Origin of the sequence: Terrisporobacter othiniensis, assembly GCF_000808015.1 — a bacterium.
Classification (GTDB): Bacteria; Bacillota; Clostridia; order Peptostreptococcales; family Peptostreptococcaceae; genus Terrisporobacter; species Terrisporobacter muris.
In genome coordinates this window covers 19,298-41,707 of sequence record NZ_JWHR01000079.1, presented here as the reverse complement: position 1 = coordinate 41,707, position 22,410 = coordinate 19,298, and the positions used below count along the sequence as shown (strand labels likewise).

Genomic DNA, 22,410 nt, shown 5'->3' with positions numbered 1-22,410 from the left:
TCTAATAATATATCTAAATTTCTAAAATATTTTTCTTAATTAACCTTGCTTTTTTATAATTACAGAATCATTATTTTTTAAATCAAAAGCATTTGCTTCGTCCATATCCACATGCATTTCTAATTTATATTTAGGAGATACTCTAACAAGCACATCCCCTAAAACTCCTGATCTTTGACCACAAATTTGTACTTCCACAGTATCCTTATCTTTAATTCCCATAATTTGTGCATCTTCTGGTGTCATATGAATATGACGCAATGCAATTATGGCTCCATGAGGAAGTTTTATAACTCCTTTAGGTCCAATAATTTCTATACCCGATGTTCCATCTAAATCCCCTGACTCTCTTACTAAAGCTTTTAAACCAAGACGAAAACTATCAGTTCTTGAAATTTCTACTTGGCTTTCATTTCTTACAGGACCTAAAATACGAACCTTATCAAATTCCCCTTTTGGACCTCTAATAGTAACTGTTTCGTTACTAGCAAATTGACCTGGTTGTTTTAGATCAACTTTTTTTGTAAGATTATATCCTTCTCCAAACAACACATCTAAATGTTTTTGAGATAAATGAATATGTCTATTTGATATACCTATTGGTATTCTTAGTTTTTCATATTCTTTTAATTTCTCTATTACTTTCTGAGTAATGATTTTTACTAATACTTCCGAATCTTCTGAAATCATTTTTTATGCTCCTTTTATGATACTACTAATTTGTTTTTATAAAGATTTTGGTAATATTTTTTCAACATCTGTGTGTGGTCTTGGTATTACATGAGCAGAAACTACTTCTCCAATAGCATTTGCTGCTGCAGTACCTGCATCTACTGATGCTTTAACAGCTCCAACATCACCTCTAACCATTACAGTTACTAATCCAGATCCTATTTTTTCATATCCTATTAAATTTACATTTGCTGCTTTTGTCATTGCATCTGCTGCTTCTATAGCTCCTACTAACCCTTTTGTTTCTACCATTCCTAATGCTTCATTTGACATTTTTAAATCCTCCTAATTAAAATAATTTATTTTTTATTTTTCTTTTTATTTCATCAACCTTATTAGTTTTTTCCCAAGCAAAATCCTCATCATCTCTTCCAAAATGACCATATGCTGCCGTTTTTAAATATTGAGGTCTTCTTAATTGAAGATTTTCTATTATATCTACAACTTTGAACGAGAAAACTTCTTTAACTATTTCTTCAATTTCTCTATCAGGTATAACACCTGTATTAAATGTATTTGCGGTAACAGCTAATGGCTCTATTCCTCCAATAGCATAGGCAATTGATACTTCACATCGTTTTGCAAGATTGGCAGCCACTATATTTTTAGCAACATATCTCGCCATATAAGCCCCAGATCGATCAACCTTTGTTGGGTCCTTTCCCGAAAAGGCCCCTCCCCCATGTCTAGAAATAGTGCCATAAGAGTCTACCATTATTTTTCTTCCAGTAAGACCTGTATCTCCTGTTGGTCCTCCGATTACAAATCTACCTGTTGGATTAATATATATTTTTGTATCTTTTGTTATCCATTTATTATCTATAACTGGATTAATAACAGATCCAATTATGAATTCTCTAAGTAAATCATTAGATATCTTTTCACTATGTTGAGCTGAAATAACAATACTTTCAATGCTTATAGGATTATCCTCTGAGTCATAAGCCATTGTTACTTGTGTTTTTCCATCAGGATAAAGGAAGTATGCTCCTCCAATTTTTCTAACTTTTGCAAGTTGAAATGATAATCTATTAGCTAATTCACAAGAAATAGGCATAAAGTTTTTAGTTTCATCACAAGCATAACCATACATTATTCCTTGGTCACCGCTTCCTATTTCTTCTTTATCTTCATTTTTAGATTTTTTAACTCCTATGGATATATCTGATGATTGATTATGTACATTAGTTAAAATCAAGCAGGAATCAGCATCAAATCCTTTGTTAGGTGTTGTATAGCCTATCTTTCTAATAATATTTCTTGCTACTTCAACTATATTAACCTTTGCAGTTGAAGCAACCTCTCCAGCAATTACTAATGTATCTGTAGATACCATAGCTTCAACAGCTACATGAGATTTGCTATCTTGCTTTAAATATTCATCTAATATACCATCTGATATTTGGTCACAGATCTTATCTGGATGACCTTCTGTAACAGATTCTGATGTTACATAATATCTTATTTTTCCTTTATTCATCTCCACATATCACTTCCTTATCATTTAACGAATAGAAAAGCCTGTTGTTAATATACATCTTCTTTTTCTTCCAAAATTTTTGGCAGTAGTTGAACCTTCTCCTGTAACATTAGCTATTGTGAATGTCGTATCTCCTTCTTCATCAAATCCTATTCCAAGATATGAAGGTCCATTTTTTACAAATATAGATGTTTGCATTTTTTTAGCAGCTCTATTCAAATGCTCAATAGATTCGGAAAACATACTTGATGTATGTTTACAGCCTTGCTCAATTTCAATAGCTATTTCTAAAGCTTCATCAAAACTTTTTACCCTTACAATTGGAAGTATTGGCATAAATATTTCTTTTACAACTACATCACTATAACAAGAATCTTCAAATACAATTAACTTTATAATCTTATTAACTTTTATTCCAGACTTATGTAAGATTAGATTTGCATTTTTACCTTCTAATTTTTTATTTACATTACCATCTTCTGTTATAATGGTATTTAATAGTTTTTTCTTTTCATCTTCACTTGTAATAAAGTAAACTTCATTTTTCTTAATTTCTTCTATAAACTTATCGGCAATATCATCAACTAAAACAGCGCTTTTTTCTGATGTGCACATAAGGTTATTATCAAAAGATGCTCCTAAGAATATATCTTTTGCAGCTTTTTTAATATCTGCCGTTTCATCTACTATAGCAACTGGATTTGCAGGCCCTGCAGCTATAACTTTTTTCTGAGAACTTAAAGCCCTTTGTAATCCAGTGCTTCCACCTGTAAAAACTACTAGCTCTACATCTGGATGATTCATTAATTCTAATGTGTACTTTATAAGACTCTCATCTAAAGTTACTACTAGGTTATGAATACCACAGACTTCCATAATAGATTTATTTATTATTTCTGTTACTAATTGAGATACTTTCATTGCCCTTGGATGTGGACAATGGATGACAGAATTACCTGCTGATAATAGGGCTATGGTATTATTTATTAAAGTTGCACATGGATTTGTACATGGCTGTACTGCGCAAGCAACTCCGTATGGTGAAATTTCATACAAAGTCATACCATGATCTCCTGTGCTGACCTCTGTAGTTAGATTCTCAATCCCAGGAGTTTTTTCAATAGCAAGGGAAATTTTTTTAGCTTTATCATTTATATTTCCCATGCAAGTCTCATCAACTGTCATTCTAGCCAAATCATTAACTAAGGGACGAAGAGATTTTTTAATAGATTCGATAATTTCTTGTCGCTCATTTAATGTAAATTCTGTATATCTCTCAAATGCTTTCTTCGATACAAATACTGCATCACAAACACTTTTATAAATGCCACTTTTCATTTGAAGAAACTTCACCCCCTTTTTTCTTTAAAAAAATTACTTTCTAAATATCTATAGCATCAATAATTCCAATAATAGCCATGTCAATCATAGCTTCTTTTCTTCTTGGGTCCATGCGAACTGCTGACCCTTGAGCAATTAGAACTATATCTCCTATGCCTGCTCCTACAAAATCTACAGCTATTTCTTCACTATCTATATATTCACTCTTACCATTAACTCGTCTGATTATCATTAATTTACACCCAACTAATGATTCTTCTTTTCTAGTAGCTACAACAGTTCCTATAACCTTTGCCAGTTTCATAAAATTTACATCCTTTTATTATTTATTTTCTAAATTATCATCAGTTTCTTCTTTTAACTCACTACTTTCACTATCTGTTAAAGAGCTATCTGTTTTAACCATATCTTCTTTTATTGTTCCGAAAACTTTATATACAAAATCTGATGGTCTTGGAATAACTTTTGATGACACAAAATTATTGTGTGTAATTCCTATTTGTTTACCTGCACTTACTGCAGCATTTACTGCTCCAATATCACCAGTAATTTTTATAGTCATATATCCTAAACCTTTTGAATTTTCTATTCCAATAATCTTAATATTAGCGGATTTGGCCATAGCATCAGCAACTACTAAAGCTGTTGACATTCCACTAATTTCAACTAATCCTAATGATTGATTCATTATCTGTCACCTCCCTAAAATTGCTTTATTTCTATGTTTAAAGTTCTGGCTTTTTCTCTTGCCAAGTCAGTTATAATATCGTCAGAGTTGACAATAATAGCTCCATTAGATCCATATTGTTCTATATTTTCTAAGGTTATTACTTTTTTTCTACCTTTATGATTTTCTTGTAAGGAAATACTATCTATTGTGTTGCAATTTAATTTAGTTCGTTTATCAGAATCATCTTCGTTGTATAACTTAATTAATTCTGATGTACTTCTTATTTCTATTCCATACTCTAAAACTTTTCTATAATAAGATACAATCTGTCTTATATATGCCTTAGGTTCTTTATTTGTAAATTTTTTCAAACCTGATTTTAAAAATACTATCTTTCCACCTTCTTCTATAGCAGATGCAATCCATTTATTACAAAATGTATCGCTTATACATAGTGCTGTTTTTACAACTAAGTCTCTTTCAACTACCGGAAATACACTTATTGCCTCAGAAAGATCCTCTGGTATTCCATGTGAAAAATATATTATATTTTCATTTGGAACATATTTATTTATATGTGATTTGCAAATATCATCTTTCAATGCATCATCTGCAACTATATAAATATGGAATAAACCACTTTTATCTATTTTTTCTAAAAAATCTATATACTCTGTGTTACACTTTTTGCTACAAAATATGTAGACTTTTAATTTTTCTATATTATTTTTAAAAATATTCTTTTGATTTGTAATCTCTAGTAATACTTTTTTAATAATCTCTCTTAGCTTTTCTTCACTAATATTCAAATCTACACCTCATCTCAATAAGCGCCCCAATTGTAAAATTGAGGCACTATTTTACATCTATATGTAAATGTTTCTATTTAATATTAGGAATAATCTTTTCAACATCTGTGTGTGGTCTTGGTATTACATGAGTTGATACTACTTGACCTATTGCAGAAGCTGCTGCTGTACCTGCATCTACTGATGCTTTAACAGCTCCTACATCACCTCTTACCATTACTGTTACTAGACCTGAACCTATTTTTTCATATCCTACTAATATAACATTTGCAGCCTTAACCATTGCATCAGCTGCCTCTATAGCTCCTACAAGCCCTTTTGTTTCTATCATACCTAATGCTTCAGAATTCATATATAAGCCTCCTTAATTAATAAAACCAGTTTTTATTTATATTTTTTATATTTTTATATTAAATATATGGAGTTGTAGTAGGTTTAGGTTCATCACCTAAAGCTCCGAGCATTTTTTTACCAGCTGAAATAGCTGCTTTAACTGCTTGTCTTACTGCTCCCGAATCTCCTGTGAAAGTTAAAATAATTTCATTTGAAAAACTTGTCCCATTAGATGGAGAAGAATATCCAACAACTTCTACATTTGCAGCTTTAACTGCTATATCTGCTAAAACTGTTCCTATAGCAGCTGGTCCAGCACAAGTCATACCAAATGCTTTACCAAGAGGTGCCCCTAAAGCTTTCTCCAAGCAATAGCTTGCTCTTGCAGTATATTGAAACTCTAAGTGTCCTGCCTCGTTACCATATACATCTCCAAAATATTTAGGTATTGCTTGAAGTGCTATCTCAACAGCTCTTCTAGCATCAGATACATCATCTGCTCCTATATATATAAGACTTCCATGTCCTGCTCCACCTTTTGTATCTCTTGGTAATTCAACAGATATGATTTCAGTATTTGTAGCTTTTACAGCTTCATCAACTGCCCATATTTGAGGTCCTGCACCTGTTCTTCCTCCAATAATACCTATTGAACGATATTTTCCTAATTTCATAGTATCAACTAACATTGAATCTACACTTGCTATTACAAGACCTATAGTGTCTCCCATTGAAGTTCCAACAAATTCAGTCATACCAATAGATTTATTTTCTGTACAACTTTCTTTAGCTTTTTCTTCTTTAACACCTAACTCTTCAGTTACTTGCTTCATAACTTTTTCAATTAAATTTTGATCCATTAAACTTTCCTCCACTATATTTTAACTATCCGCCTATGATACATTTAATACCATGGCTTTCTACTATTCTCTTATGTTCATTTAAATCTTCCTTGCTTAATCTTTTAAGTCCATCAAGTGTATACTCTATTCCTAAAAGATCATATTTATTTTCACCAAAAGTATGATATGGTAAAAGATGTATTGTATCTACGTTATTAAGAGTTTTCACAAACTTGGCAATATCCTCAATATCTTTATAAGAGTAATTAAATCCAGGTATTATAGGAACTCTAACCACAGTTTTGGTAATTTGAGAAATACGTTTAGCATTTTTCAAAATTACCTCATTAGATATACCAGTAAATTTTTTATGAGTATATGGATCTATATGTTTTATATCTAATAAAACTGTATCCACATATGGTATAACTTTTTCAATAGCTTCTGAACTGCCAAAGCCTGTTGTTTCAATGGCTGTATTCCATCCCTGACTTTTACAAGCTAATAATAGTTGCGATGCAAAGTCATGTTGAACAAGAGGCTCTCCTCCAGAAAGAGTAACACCTCCATCAGATCTTCTAAATATAGTTGCATCTTTTTTCAGCTCTTTTATTGCTTGTTGTATGGTCATTGTTTTTCCTTTTAAAACTAATGCACCTGATGGGCAAACATTTGTGCACTCTCCACAACCCGTACATTTCTCCCTATCAATATGAGTTTCATTGTCAAAACTTATTGCTCCAACTTTACAAACTGAAATACATCTACCACATTTAAAGCAATCACTTTTTTTATACATTACAATAGGGCTATTGTTTTGACTTTCAGGATTACTGCACCATCTACAGTGTAAAGGGCAACCCTTAAGGAATACAATTGTACGAATACCGGGACCATCATGTAAGGAAAATCTCTGCATATCAAATACAGTTCCTGTCATATTATAATTAATTGAATCCATAACGACTCCCTTCACTCTCTTGTTTATCTATTAATTTCTATAAGTTTTGCTCTGTACGGCTAATTATGTCATCTTGAACTTCTTTAGCTAATACAGTAAATTGAGCACTATACCCAGCAACACGTACAACTAAATCTTTATGTTCTTCTGGATTCTTTTGAGCTTCTATAAGTTTTGCTTTATCTATTACATTAAATTGAACATGCATACCTTTATGATCAAAATATGATCTTACTATTGAAGCGAATCTCTTAAGCCCTTCGTCTCCTGCTAATGCTGAAGGTAAGAATTTTTGATTATAAAGTGTTCCATTTGAATAATTTTCATGATCTAATTTGGCAACAGACATTGCAGCTGCTGTTGGACCATTTACGTCTTTACCTTGTCTTGGCGAAACCCCATCAGCTAAAGGTTGTTTTGCTAATCTACCATCTGGTAGTGCTGCTACATCTTTACCGAATAATACGTTGGCAGAAACTGGGTAGCAACCTGCTTGGAACGCTCCTCCACGAGGATTTGTATATTTTTCAACTTCGTGAGAATATATTTGACCGCATTTTCTAGCTAATAAATCTACTTCATCTTCATCATTACCATACCAAGTTGTATTTTCCATTATTCTCTTGATATCAGCATATTTAGAAGCACCATCATTAGATACTCCACAAGCTAACTCATTTGTTATTGTTTTTTGCATATCTGCTATATCTATAGCATTTGATGTACCCATACTACTTAATATACGCTTAACAGCTTCATATATTTTAGCTTCATCGTCACTAGATGATGTATCACCACAATGTTGAGCATCTACACCATACCCAAAGTTATTATCTAAAGCTTCCATAAGGTCAGACATAGTAACTTCTTTATTATCAAATACGTGCTTTTTAATTGCATACATTGAGTCACCACTATCAGCTACTCCAAATGCTTGTGGTCCTGTAAAGTTATAAATTGCTCCACCTTCTTGAACACTCTTACCTCTGCCTATACAGTCATCAACTAAAGCTGAAAGGAATGGTAATGGAGCTCTTTCTGCATGAGCTAAATCTACACAGTTATCAGCTTCTACTAAATGATATATGAAGTATTCCATTTGCTTTTTATATGCTTCAAATAATTGATCTATTGATGTAAATGTTGTTACATCACCAGTAACAGGTCCAAGTTGTTTATCTCCAACTTTACCGTTGTGAAGAGTTATTTCTAATATTTTTGCTATATTAAAGAATGCAGCATCATGCCATCCTTCAGTTTTGTGTGGAGTTTGAGGTTCAACACAACCTATTATGCAGTAGTTTCTAGCATCAGCAAGTGATACTCCTCTATTACAAAGTGCAGGTATTATAACCTCATCATTGTACATTGCAGGTACTCCTAATCCTAAACGTGTTACCTCGCAAGCTCTATAAAGGAACTCATCTGGTGTATTTTGATGAACACGTATTGAAAATGATGGAGCTGGTAATTGTACATGAGCAACTGCTTCCATACACATGTAAGAAATATCGTTTGTAACATCCATACCTTCTTCATTTTGTCCACCTACTATAAGGTTTTGGAAAACTGCATATCCAGCAAATGCTTGAGCTGAAACTTCATCACGAGTTTTATTTACATCATTTAATTTTACCCATATACAATCTACTAGTTCTTGAGCACTCTCTTTAGATATCTCTTTATCCATTTCTAAGAAAGGATACATATATTGGTCAAAACGACCTGGAGATATTGAGTGACCATTTGCTTCTATTTGAAGTAATATTTGAACAAACCAGAATGATTGACAAGCTTCATAGAAGTTTGTTGCTCCGTTTTCTGGAACTCTATCACAGTTTGCTGCTATTTTAAGTAATTCAGATTTTCTTATTGGATCTGAGCAACTTGCTGCCATCTCTCTAGCTTTATCAGCATAACGATGAGCAAATCTTATTGCAGCCTTATATGTTATAATTACTGCATCATAGAAATTTCTTTTCTTTATATATTCAGGATCAGTTGTATCCATTTTTTCTAATGCTTGTTTAACTTCCTCTATTATTCCAGAGAAACCTATATTTAAAACTTTTCCATAATCTACACAAACGTGGCCAACACCACCGTAGAAATAGTTACCAACAGTAAATACACCGTTAGCTATACAATCTTTTGTATCTTGAGACATATATGAATCAGCTAATTCACTTGTTGTTTTACCTTTCCAGTATTCAAAAGCACCTTCAAGTTCCTTTGCTGTTTCCTTAGGTATTTGGAATGGATCTGCTATTCTTGTTCCCATTGTTTCAAACTCTTTAGCAACCCACTCATATGAAAACTCTGGGCAAAGTTCTGTTGAACGTAAGTTTTTAGTAATTGCACCTACAACAAGTTCATCTTCATGGATTGTTACTGGTAAATTATTAAATATATGTTCAGCAGCTTTAGCACGTCTCATTATTGGAGATAATCCTTCTGTTTCCTTATATGACTCTGTTACTAATAAAGCTCTTTCTGACTCTACATATGGTACTGCATCAATAATAGCTTTCTTTAATTTTTTTATACGTTCTGTTGGCTCTGTAAAACCTCTTCCTATCATAAATATCCTCCTCATAACTTGTCTAAGTAAATGTTAAAAAGTTTTTTTATTTCTAATTGCATTCTATCTCATAGACAATAAAATCTATAAATATTTTAAAAACTTAAAATATGTAATTTTAAAACTAATATTTTTATTTATTATTTTTTATGTGATACAAAATTTGTCTTAATTTTGTCTTTTTAGTAGTTTTAAGAAACCTTTTAGTATTTCTATATTTCCAGGCCATGCTGGAGAAGTTACTAAATTTCTACATATAACTGCCTCATGTGCTTCTTTTTTTATAAAATTCCCACCTGCTGACTTAACTTCTGGTTCTAAAGAATAATATCCAGTTACATCTAATCCTCTAATAACATCAGCTGCTGTTAAAATCTGTACTCCATGGCAAATTGATGCTATAGGTTTTTCTAAATCCATAAAATAATGAACTATATCAATTATCCTACTATCCATTCTCAAATACTCTGGTGATCGCCCTCCTGTTATAAACAATCCATCATACTCATGTAGTTTTATATTTTGAAAAGAAGCATTCAAAATAAAGTTATGTCCTACTTTTTCTGTATAAGTCTGATATCCTTCAAAATCATGGATGGCTGTTTTCACAATATCTCCCTTATTTTTGTCAGGACATACCACATCAACTTCTAGTCCTACTACTTGTAGCGCTTGATAAGGTACCATCAACTCATAATCTTCTGTAAAATCACCTGCTATCATTAAAATTTTCACAATGTACCTCCTTAATTTGAAAATATGTTATATAAATATGGATAAATCATCATAATTCAATATCATTTCATTCATTATAGTTTATTAGTATTTCAATCTCATGTGTTTACGGCGTCTATTTAAGGTAATATTCAAACCATTAACAATACTTATTTATACATTGAAACAGTCATAATTTTACATTTATAGGTTTGTAATTTACATCTAGCTTTTCAGCTATAATACTCAATTACATTCAATTGTTAAAAAATGTCACATATGATATAATTTAGCTTAAAGGTAGGGGGAGTCAATATTCTACTTTTATAAATATTTACTAAGGACTGATAAAATGGATAAAAATTTGTTAACTAATCAAATTAAAATGTTATATGATGACGATTTTTCAGATCCAGTCAATGAAAAGGTTTTACTCGATAAGCTAGATATTATACACCTTTTCGGACGGGAAAAACTTGAGCAAATACAAACAATTCTTTCAAATACCACGGGTTTGGCTTTTGTTACTGTAGACTTCAAAGGTGATACTATTACTGATGAAACTAGCTTTTCAGAGTTTTGTAAGAATATAAGAAATAGTCCTCTTGGATTGCAAAGATGTAAATCTTCAGATGCATTTGGTTCTATTCAAGCATCAGTTACACAAAAACCTAATGTATATTTTTGTCCATGTGGTTTAACAGAAGTCGCTATACCAATTATTATTCATGGTCACTATTTAGGCGGATTTATAGGTGGCCAAATTCGCTGTAATGATGCTCCTAGTGAAATTTGTGATCTTAGAGCTGTAATGCCTAACAAAGAGTTTGATAATTTTTCTAATAGCTTTAAGGATTTATTTAATGAGATTCCAATATTTCCTTATAAAAAATTAAGAAGCATTGCTGATCTTGTTCAACTTGTAGTAAACCAACTGGGGGAAAATTTACTTTCAAAACAGATAAACCAAAAAATTTCAACTTCTAAACTTATGGAGATTAAAGAGTTAAATAATAATTTAAAAAAAGATTTAAGTAAGGCAACATACGAACTAAATGAGCTAAAATCAACTACAAATGTATACGCTCTTTTAGATATGATTGCACTACTTACTAATCTCTCCATAATAGAAAAAGCGCCTAATACTGAATCTGCACTTTATTCATTGTCAGAGTATATTAAATATACACATCAAGTTACAGAGCCTTTTGCTACCCTAAATGATGAGTTGAAAAATATTGAAAATTATTTGGCACTACAAAAAATAAAATATAATGAAAAACTTATATATTCTATAAATGTTGATAATAAGGTAACATTTAAAAAAGTGCCGACAAAAATACTATTTCCTTTTATTGAAAATGCCTTATATAACGGTATTTTACTAAATAAAAATGGCGGTTCTATCAACATAATAGGCACATTTGAAAATAATGAAACTACAATTACTGTATGTGATAATGGTCCAGGACTTACGGATGAAGAACTTTTTATACATTTTGAAGATTATGAAGATAAACACGAAGGCTATTACATAAAACTAGGTATAGATAGTTCAATAAAGAAATTGAAAAGTATCTACGGTGATAAGTTTGAGTTTGCAGTAAGTATAGATAAACTAAAAGGCAGAGAATATAAATTTATATGGAAATAAACATAAAAGGGGCTGATTGATTTTGTATAAAGTTTTAATAGCAGATAACGATATCCTTATGTGTGAGGCTTTAAGTATCAAAATTTCAAAGAATAGCAACTTTGAAGTTATTAATATTGTAAATAATTATGAAGATGTTTTAGAAGAATATAGGAAAAATCCTATTGACATTCTTTTTTTAGGCTCTCATATTTCTGGTATTAATTGTATAGAGGCTAGCCAATTCATCAACCAATCGTTCCCACATACATCCATATATGTAATTTCATCTTTTCAGGCTAAAAATTTATTAAAAAGTAAGGGAAATAATGCTATACAAGATATTATTGAAAAGCCATTAAACCATATGATTATAAATAATATATTAAATTCATTCGCTGGTAAAAAAGAAGATTTGTCTTCTTTTAATCCTTTTGAAGAATTAATTAAATCTATAGAAAATAAAAATTATAATGATTTTTATCTAAATATAAATCAAGTTTCTGATAAAGTATATAAATACAGCAAAAAAAATATTGCTACAGTAAATGAATCCTTTAAGATTAATGTACAAAATATTTTATTGGATCAAGGCTTTGATATAAATATATTTAACTCTATTAAAACTAAGTTTCCTTTGAGTTCAAATATTTTACAGAATTCTAAGTCTACTGAAATTTGGATTTTTAAAGTATTTGATTTTATATTTAAACAAAATAGCATAAAACGATATTCTATTCTAAAAAATGTTTTTATTTATATAGACGATCATATTCATGAAGAAATTAATCTAAGTTCCATAGTAAAATCTTGCAATATAAGTCAAGGTTATCTAAGTAGAATATTTAGAGAACAATTTGGTATTAGTGTTACAGAATACCTACATATGAAAAAAATCCATTTAGCTAAAACATATTTTTATTTTAATAAAGACAGTATTGTAGATGTAGCATTTAAGCTTGGATATAATGAAAGTAGCTATTTTAGTAAAGTGTTTAAGAAGTATGAAAATATGACCGTTAAAGAATATAAAAGTCTATGTACAGATAATACTTTATAAATTTGTGAATAATAAAATATAATATATAAAAAGACCTGTAATAAGTCAATTACAGGTCTTTTTATATATTAATCACATTATTTATTGTATAAGTATTTATTAAATATGATTGTTGCTAATTCTTCTTTTGTTAGTGTTTCAAGACTTGGTATATCACATAAGTCCATCTCTAATAGAAACTCTCCACACTCAACTTCTAAATATGATTCTGTATCATCTTTTTTAACTTCCCAGCCTTCTATATCAGCTACTATATTTGCAATTCTTTCTTCTTTAGTTTTAGTCATAAGAGTACTCCTTTTTATTTTTCTATAAATATATTTTAAGTTTTAACTTTTTGTCGTAATTAAATTTAATATTTTATTTATATTTATGCTGAAAGAACTTCTTTTTCTAGCGGTTCTTCCACTAGTAACTTATGAGTTTTAACTTCTCTCACTAATAACACTCCAGTTAACACAAAAGAAATCACATCTGCAATAGGTTGAGCAAACCAAACACCGTTTAAACCTAAAATATTAGGTAAAATAAGCATCATCGGCACTAGTAAGATTACCTGTCTAAGTAAACTTAAAAACATAGCTTGTTTAGCTTTACCAATTGATTGGAAGTAATTTGAACCTATCATAGACACACCTATAAGTGGCATCATAATTAAATATTTTCTAATACCATCTACTGATATATTAACAAGATTAATGTCACTATTAAACAAACTAACAATTGGCTCTGGTACAAACATAACTATTAACCAACCTATACCTAATCCTATAGTAGCTGCCATTGAACAAAGTTTTAAGGCTTCATCAGCTCTATCAAATCTTTTTGCACCGTAATTAAATCCAATTATAGGCTGAGCACCTTGACTTATACCTACAATCGGCATACCAACTAACATGATTATTGAGTTTATAGTAGCCATAGCACCTATAGCTAAATCTCCACCATGAGTTTTTAAAGCATTGTTACATATAATTTGCACACAACTTGCAGCTATTTGCATTGAAAAAGGAGCTGCACCTATGGCAAATATCATTTTTATTAAATACGTATCTAATTTTAAATTAGCTTTTCTAAGTTTTAAATTTGATTTACCTTTTAAATAATAAGATAGTCCCCATAAAGCTGTTATACTTTGAGAAATTATAGTCGCCACAGCTGCTCCTTGTATTCCCATTTTGAACAAAAATATAAATAAACCATCTAATACTATATTAGTAGCACATCCAACAACCATTATAGTTGCAGAAAGCTTTGGATTTCCATCTCCCCTAATTATATTGTTAAAAGAAAATGCCATTAAATTAAATACTGTCCCAAGTAAAATTATGTCTATATAAGCTTTTGCATAAGGTAAACTATCTGTACTTGCTCCAAATAATTGTAATATTTGATTACCAAATGTTAGTCCAATAGCTGTTATAGTTAAACCTATCACTATTGATAAAGTTAAAGAGTTTCCAATTATCTTTTCTGCCTCTTCCTTTTTACCTTGACCAAGTTTTATAGAAATATTTGTTGCAGAGCCCACACTCACAAGCATCCCAAAAGCCATTATTATTGTCATAATTGGCATAGTAACTCCTAAACCTGTTATGGCAAGTGGACCTACTCCTGGTATATTTCCTATAAATATTCTATCCACTACGTTATATAGCCCATTTACCATCATACCAATTATGGCTGGTAAAGAATATTTCAATAATAACTTTCCTACAGTCTCCGTGCCTAAAACTTGTTGATTATCTTTCATTTAATCTCTCCTATATATTTTGATTTATACAAACTTTTTTAAGTAAGTTACGTAAAACTTCCACTTCTTCTTGAGAAATAGTTGTAGTAATACTTTCTTCCCATTGGTATAACAATTGAAACACTTCATCTTTTATTTCTTTTGATTTATCTGTTAAATATAATTTATAAGCTCTTTTATCATGTTCGTCTCTTTCTCTAGTTAAAAATCCTTGTTCTACAAGTTTTTTTACTGCTCTACAGGTAGTTCCCTTATCTATACTTAGGTTTTGTGATAGTTCTTCTTGACTAATTCCATCTTTTTTATAAAGTTGTATCAAAAACATTACTTGCCCATATCCTAATCCATATTTTGCGACTTCTTTACTTATAAAAGAATTTCCTTTTCTATAAATTCCAGATATATATTTACCTATAGGTTCCTTACTTTTGATTTCCATTTTGTCCTCCTAAGTGGATATCTTTTAATTTAGTTGTATGAGCAACCATTGACCATTCCTTAATTATATTATTTTTTAGTTGTATGTACAACTATTTTTGAAGTGATATTTGACTAAAGCTATCTGAATTCTTAAACACAATTTCTTCAAATATAAAAAACTACTAAATCATAAATCTTCATATATGGACTTAAAATCATAGACTGCTGTTTTTGAATCATATTATACCTACCTCAAATAAATTTATAGATGCCTATTATAAATTAACAACTAAAAAATCGTAGATTATATAATCTACGATTTTTTATAACTTGGATAATGTAACCCCTTTTTCAGTGGTCTCACTTTTAACCAATATCTTTTTCTTATATACTTATAAAACTTTATTCTTCAATAAATTTCACCAATTCTTCATTAAATCTATCTCGCTGATCATAGAATGAGGCGTGCCCACTGAATTCAAATGGCACAAGTCTAGAATTTCTAATACTCTGATTTTGCACCTTACCTAATGAAAATGGAACAACTTTATCATGAATTCCATGAATAATTAAGGTTGGAACATTTATTTTTCCTAAATCAGAAAATAGTACCTCATTTATCCAATCATTTGCAATTGCTGCAGTTGACCAACCTGCTGCTTGTAAACCTAATTGTAAAAACCAATCAGAAAATGGCTCAGTTGTGTGCTGAAAAAAAAAGTATCACCGAAATCACTCAGCATTTTAGGACGATCATTGTATGTTCCATCAATAATTTTAATCACGTCCTCTTCTTCTAAACCATATGGAAAATCTGGACGTTTAATAAGACTAGGAGCCGCAGCAGCAAAAAGAGCAAGTTTGGATACTCCGTATCCATTATGACGGGACATGTATCGAATAGCTATAGCTCCTCCAGTTGAATGTCCTGCAAGTATGAAATTATTTAATTTTAAGCCATTAACCACGCATCTAACATCGTCTGACAATCTATCATAGTCATAACCTTCATAAGGCTTATCCGACTTGCCAAATCCTCTCATGTCTATACCGATACATCTATAACCTAGTTTTGGAAGTTGATTAAACTGATATTCAAACAGATTATGATTCCCAGGCCACCCATGTAAAAACACTATTGTTTTATTGCCATTTGGGTTAAGATCCTCTACGTAAACTTTTACATTCGGTTCTACTTTAACATAATACCCCATACACATACCTCCACATAAAATGCTTTATTAATAAGTTATTCTTATTTTATAGAAATATGTGATTTGTCTTCTTATTCTTAGTCTCTATTTGATTTTTTAAAGAGTACAGGTTTAGGCTAAACTCTTTCAGAAATACTCATATTAAAGTCGAAAATCTGCTTGTGGTAGCAATTCATATCTCCACTATAATGTAGATGAATAAATATAAAAATCTCACACTTTACCAGTATGAGCTTTTCGTGAATTTGAGTGGTAGAGACTAATCCCAGCAATAGAATCTACGATTTATTTTTTTATACTTTAATTTCAATATTATTAATCATTTTACCTATAGCTGTAGCCTTACTTGCAAGACCTGTAACTATTATAGACAAACAAAAAACTGGATCTATAGAAAATAACTTAGACAATCCATAAGCTAGGCAACTTCCAGAAAATATAAAAGGAAATATATGTCCACCCCTATGCCCTATTGATAAACATATTTCTGTCAACAAAAGTTTTACTATTTATAATAAAATCAGCATATAAATAGGGATATTATTCCACTCAACAACTAATGATCTTAATTCATGTTCTCCAGAAAATAATATCCAAGGATAGATAGTTCCTAATCCTCCAATTATTCCCTTTAGTATTTTTTTATTTTCAATAGGCTTTAATATTCCATTTAGTACTAAAGCATACATTTTGTATATATATGCAAATAGCATACCTATAATAATTAATGGTACAAACCAAATAATCTCTTTAAAACCAATATTACTTTGTCCAAATTTAACTATAAATGAAGGTCTATTATCAAATTTTGATGATAACATAAATACTAAAAAACTGGCTATTGTTGTTACAGTATAAACAATTACTTTTATGTGCTTTATTATATGTATATTTTCTGAACTTTTTTCACTTAATGTATATAATCCAAATAAAGGTGCTCTAAACATAAGTCCTACACTAACTTGCATACTGCATACTATTATCTCATCTGGATGCTGGTTAACAACATTCATTTTCTTAAATCGTTCTTTCATTTTATCTCCAATAAAGGTGATCATTCCTCCTACAATACCTGATAGTGCAGCCTCTGGTCCAACACTTGCACCAAAGAATAATATTGTCAAAGAATTTATAATAGAATATTTTTACGATTTATACTCTACTCTTTTATTTTTCTTAAACTCTTCTAGCTTTTGGTCCATATATTTTGGTATTCTCCAAAATATTTTTGAGTAATCCCGACTAAAATACCACCTATACTTGCAACTATTAAAGTCCAATATTTTATATTAAAAAATCTTTTAAAGTGTACCTATATTTACAATTATTTCTCATATACTCACACTCCTATAAAATAGTATGATGGTTTATTGTAAAGTAGCAAAATCAATTGTAATAACACTTTAAATCAACACCTGTGTTATATACTATCATTCAATGAAGAGTTGGCGGATGATAATATTTCAACAAACTTTGCAGAGGCCAATGAAAGTGGAACATCCTTTAAATAGCAAACACCAATACTTCTACTTGGTATTTCTTCTAAAGTATTAACCTCATACAATAATCCCTTTTCTAAATAATCCTTTGAAAACTCCTTTACTACACAAGCGATTCCTAAATTAATCTTTGCAAACTCCAATAATAGATCAAAAGATCCAAGTTCAAACTCTGGAGAAATTTTTATACCTTTGGATATCATGAACTTTTCTACATACTTTCTTGAATTTGAATTAGGCTCTAGGAATATTAAAGGATATTTTACTATTTCTTCTAATAAAATTTTCTCCGTTAATAAATCCTTATACTTATCTCCACAAACAAAAATATCTCTAACCTCTCTACAAGGTCTTAATTCTAATGAATTATCATCAAGCGGAAAATTACAAATTGCAATATTAATTTCTCCTGACTTAACTCGAGCACAAAGTTCTAAGGTAGTTCCATTTATAATCTTAAACTTAATATTAGGATATCTATTATGAAAAAGTTCTAAATATGGAAGTATAAAATACTTAGATATAGTATCCCCTACCCCAATCTTTAACTCTCCCACAGTTAAATCTTTAAATTCTAATATTTTTTCTTCTCCAGCATTAATCAAATTAATTGCTGAATTTACATATTCAAATAAAAGATTTCCTTCATTAGTTAAAGATACTCCCTTAGGTGTTCTATTAAAAAGTCTAACATCTAATTCTCTTTCTAATTGAATTATAGATTGACTCACTGCTGGCTGTGTCATGTAAAGCTCCTTTGATGCCTTTGAAAAGCTTTTACTCTTTCCTACCTGACAAAACACCTTATATAAATCTAATTTAGTAACCATATAAGCCCCCCTTATACCATGTATTCGTTCTATTTATTTTACTTATATCATTTCTTGATGTATATTACAATAGTACAAGATATTTGAAAATAAATTTAATTTGTTGGGAGAGATTATTTTGGAAAGAGTTATTGGTACAGTTGTTAGGGGACTTCGTTGCCCAATCGTTAAAGAAGGCGATAAAATCGAGGATATAGTTGTTGAAAGTGTACTTAAAGCTTCAGAAGTTGAGGGCTTTACTATAAATGATAAAGATATAGTTACTGTAACTGAATCAGTAGTTGCACGTGCTCAAGGAAATTATGCTTCTATAGATAATATAGCTAAAGATGTTAAATCTAAATTTGGTGACGATACTATTGGGGTAATATTCCCTATCTTAAGTCGTAACCGTTTTGCAATCTGCCTTCGTGGTATAGCAAAGGAAGCTAAGAAAATAGTATTAATGTTAAGCTATCCATCTGATGAAGTTGGAAATCATCTAGTTGACTTAGATATGTTGGATGATAAAGGAGTTAATCCTTGGACAGATGTTTTAACAGAGCAAGAATTCCGTAATCTATTTGGGTATAATAAACATACTTTCACAGGTGTTGATTACATTGATTATTATAAATCTTTAATCCAAGAATATGGTGTTAAGTGTGAAGTAATATTCTCAAACAATCCTAAAACTATCTTAAATTATACAAAGAGCGTTCTTACTTGCGATATTCATACAAGATTTAGAACTAAGAAAATTTTAAAAGCAAATGGTGTAGAAAAAGTCTATAGCCTTGATGATATATTATGCGAATCTATTGATGGAAGTGGATGTAATGAAGCTTATGGATTACTAGGTTCAAACAAATCAACAGAAGAAACTGTTAAACTTTTCCCTCGTAACTGTCAACCTATCGTTGATAATATACAAGCTATTCTTAAAGAGAAAACAGGAAAAGATGTTGAAGTTATGATTTATGGAGATGGAGCTTTCAAAGATCCAGTAGGTAAAATTTGGGAACTTGCTGACCCAGTTGTTTCACCAGCTTATACATCAGGATTAAATGGTACTCCAAATGAAATAAAATTAAAGTATCTTGCTGATAATAACTTCGCTGATTTAGAGGGTGAAGAGCTTAAGACAGCAATATCAGAATATATTAAAAATAAGGAATCAGATTTAGTTGGAGCTATGGAAGCACAAGGTACTACTCCAAGAAGACTCACTGACCTTATAGGATCATTATCTGATTTAACTTCAGGAAGTGGAGATAAGGGAACTCCTATTATATTCATCCAAGGTTATTTCGATAATTACACAAAATAATAATAAAAAATTCGCTTCGCCTGAGTGACACGTCGGCGAAACACTTCATGTCACCAACGATATGCCCTAGTTACCACTTTAAGCCACTGTGTGGGCGATATGAAATTTCAGGCAATGTCCCTTTTATAAAAAAACTGTAGATAAGTTTGTTTTACACAAACCTATCTACAGTCTCAAAATAGCAGCAACTTTAATATTTTACATATTCATATGTTGTCTAAATTCTTTAATTTTGCCTCTACTTACCCAGCATTCCAAGTCTTTATTATCCAAAATTAGCTTGTATGTGCTATTTCCTCCTGGTATAATATTTTTTATTTTTGATAAATTAGCTACATAAGATCTATGGACTTTTAAGAATTTATCTTTTGGTAATTCCTTATATATTTCAGATATACAATCTAGAATCACATATTTTTTATCTTTGGTATACACAAAAGTTTCTTTATCATTTGCTTCACACATATATATATCATCACTATCTAAAACTATGAATCCATGTTTTTCTTTTAACTTTATTCTTTTTTCAACAATATCATTAGTCTTAGTTTCTGGTTTATCTAGTACTTGTAATACTCCATCACTTATCTTTAATCTAGCTAGGGTCTGTAGTATTCTTTCCTCTAAATATGGTTTTGTTATATAGTCAAAAACTTCTAATTCAAATGCCTCTACTGCATATTTTTTATAAGCTGTTATAAAAACTATTTTAGGCTTAACATTGAAATTTTTTAGAGTCCTTGTTAACTCCATTCCATTTAGCCCTGGTATATTTATGTCTAAAAATACAACATCCACTTTATTTTTATTTATAAAATTTAGTACATCTATTCCATTGTCAAATGTCTCTATTACTTCTATATTACTATTATTTTCTATAATGTATTTTAACTCTTCCAACGAAAGATATTCATCTTCTACTATTACTGCTTTTATTTTAATCACCACCTACTTTAAACTCTACTCTAGTACCATCATCTAATCTTGTTATATTTAATCCTTGTCCATATTGATACTTTAATCTACAGTGTACATTATATAACCCAATCTTATTTTCTTCAACTTGATCATTATTTATCTCTTCTATTATTCTTTCTTCAATAGGTATTCCCTTATTTTCAATACATATATTAGTATTTTGTTTATATTTTTTTATAGAAATTATAAGTTTGCCTTTCTCTTTTGATTTTAATATTCCATGTACTATTGCATTTTCAACTATTGGTTGAATTATCAAGCTAGGTATTTTTACATCTATGTCTTCATCTATATCATATATTATTTCCAATTTATCTTTAAACCGTACTTGTTCTATTTCTAAATAAGTCTTAGTTTGTTCTATTTCTTCTTTTAAATCAATTAATCCTACTTTTAATTCTAAATTATATCTTAAATAATGAGATAACTTAAAGATAACCCTTCTGGCTTCTTGTGGATCTTTTCTTACTAGTATAGAAATTGCATTCAACGTATTAAATAAGAAATGAGGATTTATTTGAGCTTGAAGTGCTTTTAATTCAGCCTTTGCTATATTAGTTTTTAGCCTTTCAATTTCTTTTTCTTGCTCTACTACAATCCTTTCATTTCTGATATCTTCTAGCATATTTATAAATAATCCTGTTCCTACTTGACTAATTAACGCTGGAATTATAAATACCTTAACAAACCCTATCAATTCTCTGTTACTATATTCAAATAATAATATAAACGCATACATAATAAGTATACTAGATGTACATATTAATATTCCGCACATAGCCTTACTTTTCTCCTTAATTCTAGGCTGGAAAAATAGTGCTATAAATATAACTACTAATAATTGAATTATTTCTACTTCTAAAGATATACTATATATATTTATTATTAATCTATGGATAATACTAATCGTACCTACTATTACTCCTGCTCTTCTCCCAAATAGTAATATTACAGATACAACAACAATATTTCTAATAATAGAGCCCACGCCATAAATATTTATATTTCCATATGCACTTATAATTGTAATTATACCAAATATAATTCCTAACTTATTCAAATCACTTTTAGTGTAGTACTCCTTTTGAAGTAACTGTTTAAACATTTTATATCTTCCTAATATTAACAATAGAATAAATATAAATGAAACTTTATAAATTATCAGTTCTAAGATGCTTAATTTCATATGAAACACTCCAAATATTTATTTTTACTCAAACATTCATTATACTATTATATCTTCTAGTATTA

The 22,410-nt window shown here is 30.0% G+C and carries 22 protein-coding genes and 1 pseudogene; 3 read left to right on the top strand and 20 right to left on the bottom strand.

All coding sequences use genetic code 11. The features are described 5' to 3' along the window. Positions 1-39: 39 nt before the first annotated feature. The 12 genes from pduL to QX51_RS08720 all read right to left on the bottom strand — a co-directional run bounded on the left by pduL (position 40) and on the right by QX51_RS08720 (position 10,484). On the bottom strand, positions 40-690 hold the full coding sequence (gene pduL, locus QX51_RS08775) for a phosphate propanoyltransferase (protein WP_039679530.1): 651 nt from the start codon (positions 688-690) through the stop codon (positions 40-42). 36 nt (positions 691-726) lie between these two features. Continuing rightward, the gene (locus QX51_RS08770; protein WP_039679529.1) at positions 727-1,005 is read right to left on the bottom strand and encodes a BMC domain-containing protein; all 279 of its coding nucleotides are present in this window, start codon (positions 1,003-1,005) and stop codon (positions 727-729) included. 16 nt (positions 1,006-1,021) lie between these two features. After that, positions 1,022-2,212 (bottom strand): methionine adenosyltransferase, encoded by a 1,191-nt coding sequence (metK, locus tag QX51_RS08765; protein ID WP_039679592.1) that lies wholly within the window; start codon positions 2,210-2,212, stop codon positions 1,022-1,024. A 24-nt stretch (positions 2,213-2,236) separates the two neighbouring features. After that, positions 2,237-3,550 carry an aldehyde dehydrogenase gene (locus tag QX51_RS08760; protein ID WP_039679528.1) on the bottom strand — a complete coding sequence of 438 codons (1,314 nt, stop codon included), beginning with the start codon at positions 3,548-3,550 and terminating at the stop codon, positions 2,237-2,239. A gap of 43 nt (positions 3,551-3,593) precedes the next feature. Then, a complete protein-coding gene (locus QX51_RS08755; RefSeq protein ID WP_039679527.1) occupies positions 3,594-3,857 on the bottom strand; it encodes a EutN/CcmL family microcompartment protein in 264 nt (87 codons plus the stop codon). 18 nt (positions 3,858-3,875) lie between these two features. Continuing rightward, positions 3,876-4,241, bottom strand: coding sequence for a BMC domain-containing protein (locus QX51_RS08750; protein ID WP_082007818.1), 366 nt, complete (start codon positions 4,239-4,241; stop codon positions 3,876-3,878). Positions 4,242-4,255: 14 nt separating this feature from the next. Then, a complete protein-coding gene (locus QX51_RS08745) occupies positions 4,256-5,032 on the bottom strand; it encodes a hypothetical protein (RefSeq protein ID WP_039679526.1) in 777 nt (258 codons plus the stop codon). 73 nt (positions 5,033-5,105) lie between these two features. Then, positions 5,106-5,384, bottom strand: coding sequence for a BMC domain-containing protein (locus tag QX51_RS08740; protein WP_039679525.1), 279 nt, complete (start codon positions 5,382-5,384; stop codon positions 5,106-5,108). A gap of 58 nt (positions 5,385-5,442) precedes the next feature. Beyond that, a complete protein-coding gene (gene pduB, locus QX51_RS08735; RefSeq protein WP_039679524.1) occupies positions 5,443-6,225 on the bottom strand; it encodes a propanediol utilization microcompartment protein PduB in 783 nt (260 codons plus the stop codon). Between the two features lie 25 nt (positions 6,226-6,250). Further along, positions 6,251-7,168 carry a glycyl-radical enzyme activating protein gene (locus QX51_RS08730; protein WP_039679523.1) on the bottom strand — a complete coding sequence of 306 codons (918 nt, stop codon included), beginning with the start codon at positions 7,166-7,168 and terminating at the stop codon, positions 6,251-6,253. A gap of 37 nt (positions 7,169-7,205) precedes the next feature. Then, positions 7,206-9,749, bottom strand: a complete 2,544-nt coding sequence (locus QX51_RS08725; RefSeq protein ID WP_039679522.1) for a glycyl radical protein — start codon at positions 9,747-9,749, stop codon at positions 7,206-7,208. Between the two features lie 168 nt (positions 9,750-9,917). Then, positions 9,918-10,484: a DJ-1/PfpI family protein gene (locus tag QX51_RS08720; RefSeq protein WP_330376060.1), complete on the bottom strand. Its 567-nt coding sequence runs from the start codon at positions 10,482-10,484 to the stop codon at positions 9,918-9,920. Between the two features lie 331 nt (positions 10,485-10,815). Between QX51_RS08720 and QX51_RS08715 the strand changes: the two genes are divergently transcribed. Beyond that, positions 10,816-12,117: a PocR ligand-binding domain-containing protein gene (locus QX51_RS08715; protein WP_052232966.1), complete on the top strand. Its 1,302-nt coding sequence runs from the start codon at positions 10,816-10,818 to the stop codon at positions 12,115-12,117. A 22-nt stretch (positions 12,118-12,139) separates the two neighbouring features. Continuing rightward, positions 12,140-13,156, top strand: coding sequence for an AraC family transcriptional regulator (locus QX51_RS08710; RefSeq protein ID WP_039679520.1), 1,017 nt, complete (start codon positions 12,140-12,142; stop codon positions 13,154-13,156). 77 nt (positions 13,157-13,233) lie between these two features. Here the strand turns inward: QX51_RS08710 and QX51_RS08705 are convergent, their stop codons facing one another. From QX51_RS08705 to QX51_RS08680, 6 genes and pseudogenes are all read right to left on the bottom strand, one after another. After that, the gene (locus tag QX51_RS08705; protein ID WP_039679519.1) at positions 13,234-13,443 is read right to left on the bottom strand and encodes a hypothetical protein; all 210 of its coding nucleotides are present in this window, start codon (positions 13,441-13,443) and stop codon (positions 13,234-13,236) included. Positions 13,444-13,526: 83 nt separating this feature from the next. Continuing rightward, positions 13,527-14,909: an MATE family efflux transporter gene (locus tag QX51_RS08700; RefSeq protein ID WP_039679518.1), complete on the bottom strand. Its 1,383-nt coding sequence runs from the start codon at positions 14,907-14,909 to the stop codon at positions 13,527-13,529. Between the two features lie 10 nt (positions 14,910-14,919). Next, positions 14,920-15,348 carry a MarR family winged helix-turn-helix transcriptional regulator gene (locus tag QX51_RS08695; RefSeq protein WP_039679517.1) on the bottom strand — a complete coding sequence of 143 codons (429 nt, stop codon included), beginning with the start codon at positions 15,346-15,348 and terminating at the stop codon, positions 14,920-14,922. A gap of 649 nt (positions 15,349-15,997) precedes the next feature. Continuing rightward, positions 15,998-16,543 (bottom strand): alpha/beta fold hydrolase, encoded by a 546-nt coding sequence (locus QX51_RS08690; RefSeq protein WP_330376059.1) that lies wholly within the window; start codon positions 16,541-16,543, stop codon positions 15,998-16,000. A gap of 293 nt (positions 16,544-16,836) precedes the next feature. Next, positions 16,837-17,667 (bottom strand): annotated as a pseudogene (locus QX51_RS08685) (chloride channel protein). A 296-nt stretch (positions 17,668-17,963) separates the two neighbouring features. Beyond that, on the bottom strand, positions 17,964-18,872 hold the full coding sequence (locus tag QX51_RS08680; protein WP_039679516.1) for a LysR family transcriptional regulator: 909 nt from the start codon (positions 18,870-18,872) through the stop codon (positions 17,964-17,966). A 118-nt stretch (positions 18,873-18,990) separates the two neighbouring features. On the opposite strand from QX51_RS08680, the gene QX51_RS08675 reads away from it, so the two are divergent. After that, positions 18,991-20,181, top strand: coding sequence for a coenzyme F420-0:L-glutamate ligase (locus QX51_RS08675; RefSeq protein WP_039679515.1), 1,191 nt, complete (start codon positions 18,991-18,993; stop codon positions 20,179-20,181). 198 nt (positions 20,182-20,379) lie between these two features. Here the strand turns inward: QX51_RS08675 and QX51_RS08670 are convergent, their stop codons facing one another. Together QX51_RS08670 and QX51_RS08665 are read right to left on the bottom strand one after the other, a co-directional pair. After that, positions 20,380-21,126: a LytR/AlgR family response regulator transcription factor gene (locus QX51_RS08670; protein ID WP_242842713.1), complete on the bottom strand. Its 747-nt coding sequence runs from the start codon at positions 21,124-21,126 to the stop codon at positions 20,380-20,382. After that, the gene (locus QX51_RS08665) at positions 21,119-22,264 is read right to left on the bottom strand and encodes a sensor histidine kinase (RefSeq protein ID WP_052232963.1); all 1,146 of its coding nucleotides are present in this window, start codon (positions 22,262-22,264) and stop codon (positions 21,119-21,121) included. The genes QX51_RS08670 and QX51_RS08665 overlap by 8 nt, the downstream gene beginning before the upstream one ends. Positions 22,265-22,410 lie beyond the last annotated feature (146 nt).

Coding starts and splice junctions, on each gene's coding strand:
- QX51_RS08680 (WP_039679516.1), bottom strand. CDS start 18,872: ATGGTTACTAAATTAGATTTATATAAGGTGTTTTGTCAGGTAGGAAAG.
- QX51_RS08755 (WP_039679527.1), bottom strand. CDS start 3,857: ATGAAACTGGCAAAGGTTATAGGAACTGTTGTAGCTACTAGAAAAGAA.
- QX51_RS08700 (WP_039679518.1), bottom strand. CDS start 14,909: ATGAAAGATAATCAACAAGTTTTAGGCACGGAGACTGTAGGAAAGTTA.
- QX51_RS08730 (WP_039679523.1), bottom strand. CDS start 7,168: ATGGATTCAATTAATTATAATATGACAGGAACTGTATTTGATATGCAG.
- QX51_RS08715 (WP_052232966.1), top strand. CDS start 10,816: ATGGATAAAAATTTGTTAACTAATCAAATTAAAATGTTATATGATGAC.
- metK (WP_039679592.1), bottom strand. CDS start 2,212: ATGAATAAAGGAAAAATAAGATATTATGTAACATCAGAATCTGTTACA.
- QX51_RS08665 (WP_052232963.1), bottom strand. CDS start 22,264: ATGTTTAAACAGTTACTTCAAAAGGAGTACTACACTAAAAGTGATTTG.
- QX51_RS08725 (WP_039679522.1), bottom strand. CDS start 9,749: ATGATAGGAAGAGGTTTTACAGAGCCAACAGAACGTATAAAAAAATTA.
- pduL (WP_039679530.1), bottom strand. CDS start 690: ATGATTTCAGAAGATTCGGAAGTATTAGTAAAAATCATTACTCAGAAA.
- QX51_RS08770 (WP_039679529.1), bottom strand. CDS start 1,005: ATGTCAAATGAAGCATTAGGAATGGTAGAAACAAAAGGGTTAGTAGGA.
- QX51_RS08740 (WP_039679525.1), bottom strand. CDS start 5,384: ATGAATTCTGAAGCATTAGGTATGATAGAAACAAAAGGGCTTGTAGGA.
- QX51_RS08705 (WP_039679519.1), bottom strand. CDS start 13,443: ATGACTAAAACTAAAGAAGAAAGAATTGCAAATATAGTAGCTGATATA.
- QX51_RS08695 (WP_039679517.1), bottom strand. CDS start 15,348: ATGGAAATCAAAAGTAAGGAACCTATAGGTAAATATATATCTGGAATT.
- QX51_RS08750 (WP_082007818.1), bottom strand. CDS start 4,241: ATGAATCAATCATTAGGATTAGTTGAAATTAGTGGAATGTCAACAGCT.
- QX51_RS08760 (WP_039679528.1), bottom strand. CDS start 3,550: ATGAAAAGTGGCATTTATAAAAGTGTTTGTGATGCAGTATTTGTATCG.
- pduB (WP_039679524.1), bottom strand. CDS start 6,225: ATGGATCAAAATTTAATTGAAAAAGTTATGAAGCAAGTAACTGAAGAG.
- QX51_RS08690 (WP_330376059.1), bottom strand. CDS start 16,543: ATGGGGTATTATGTTAAAGTAGAACCGAATGTAAAAGTTTACGTAGAG.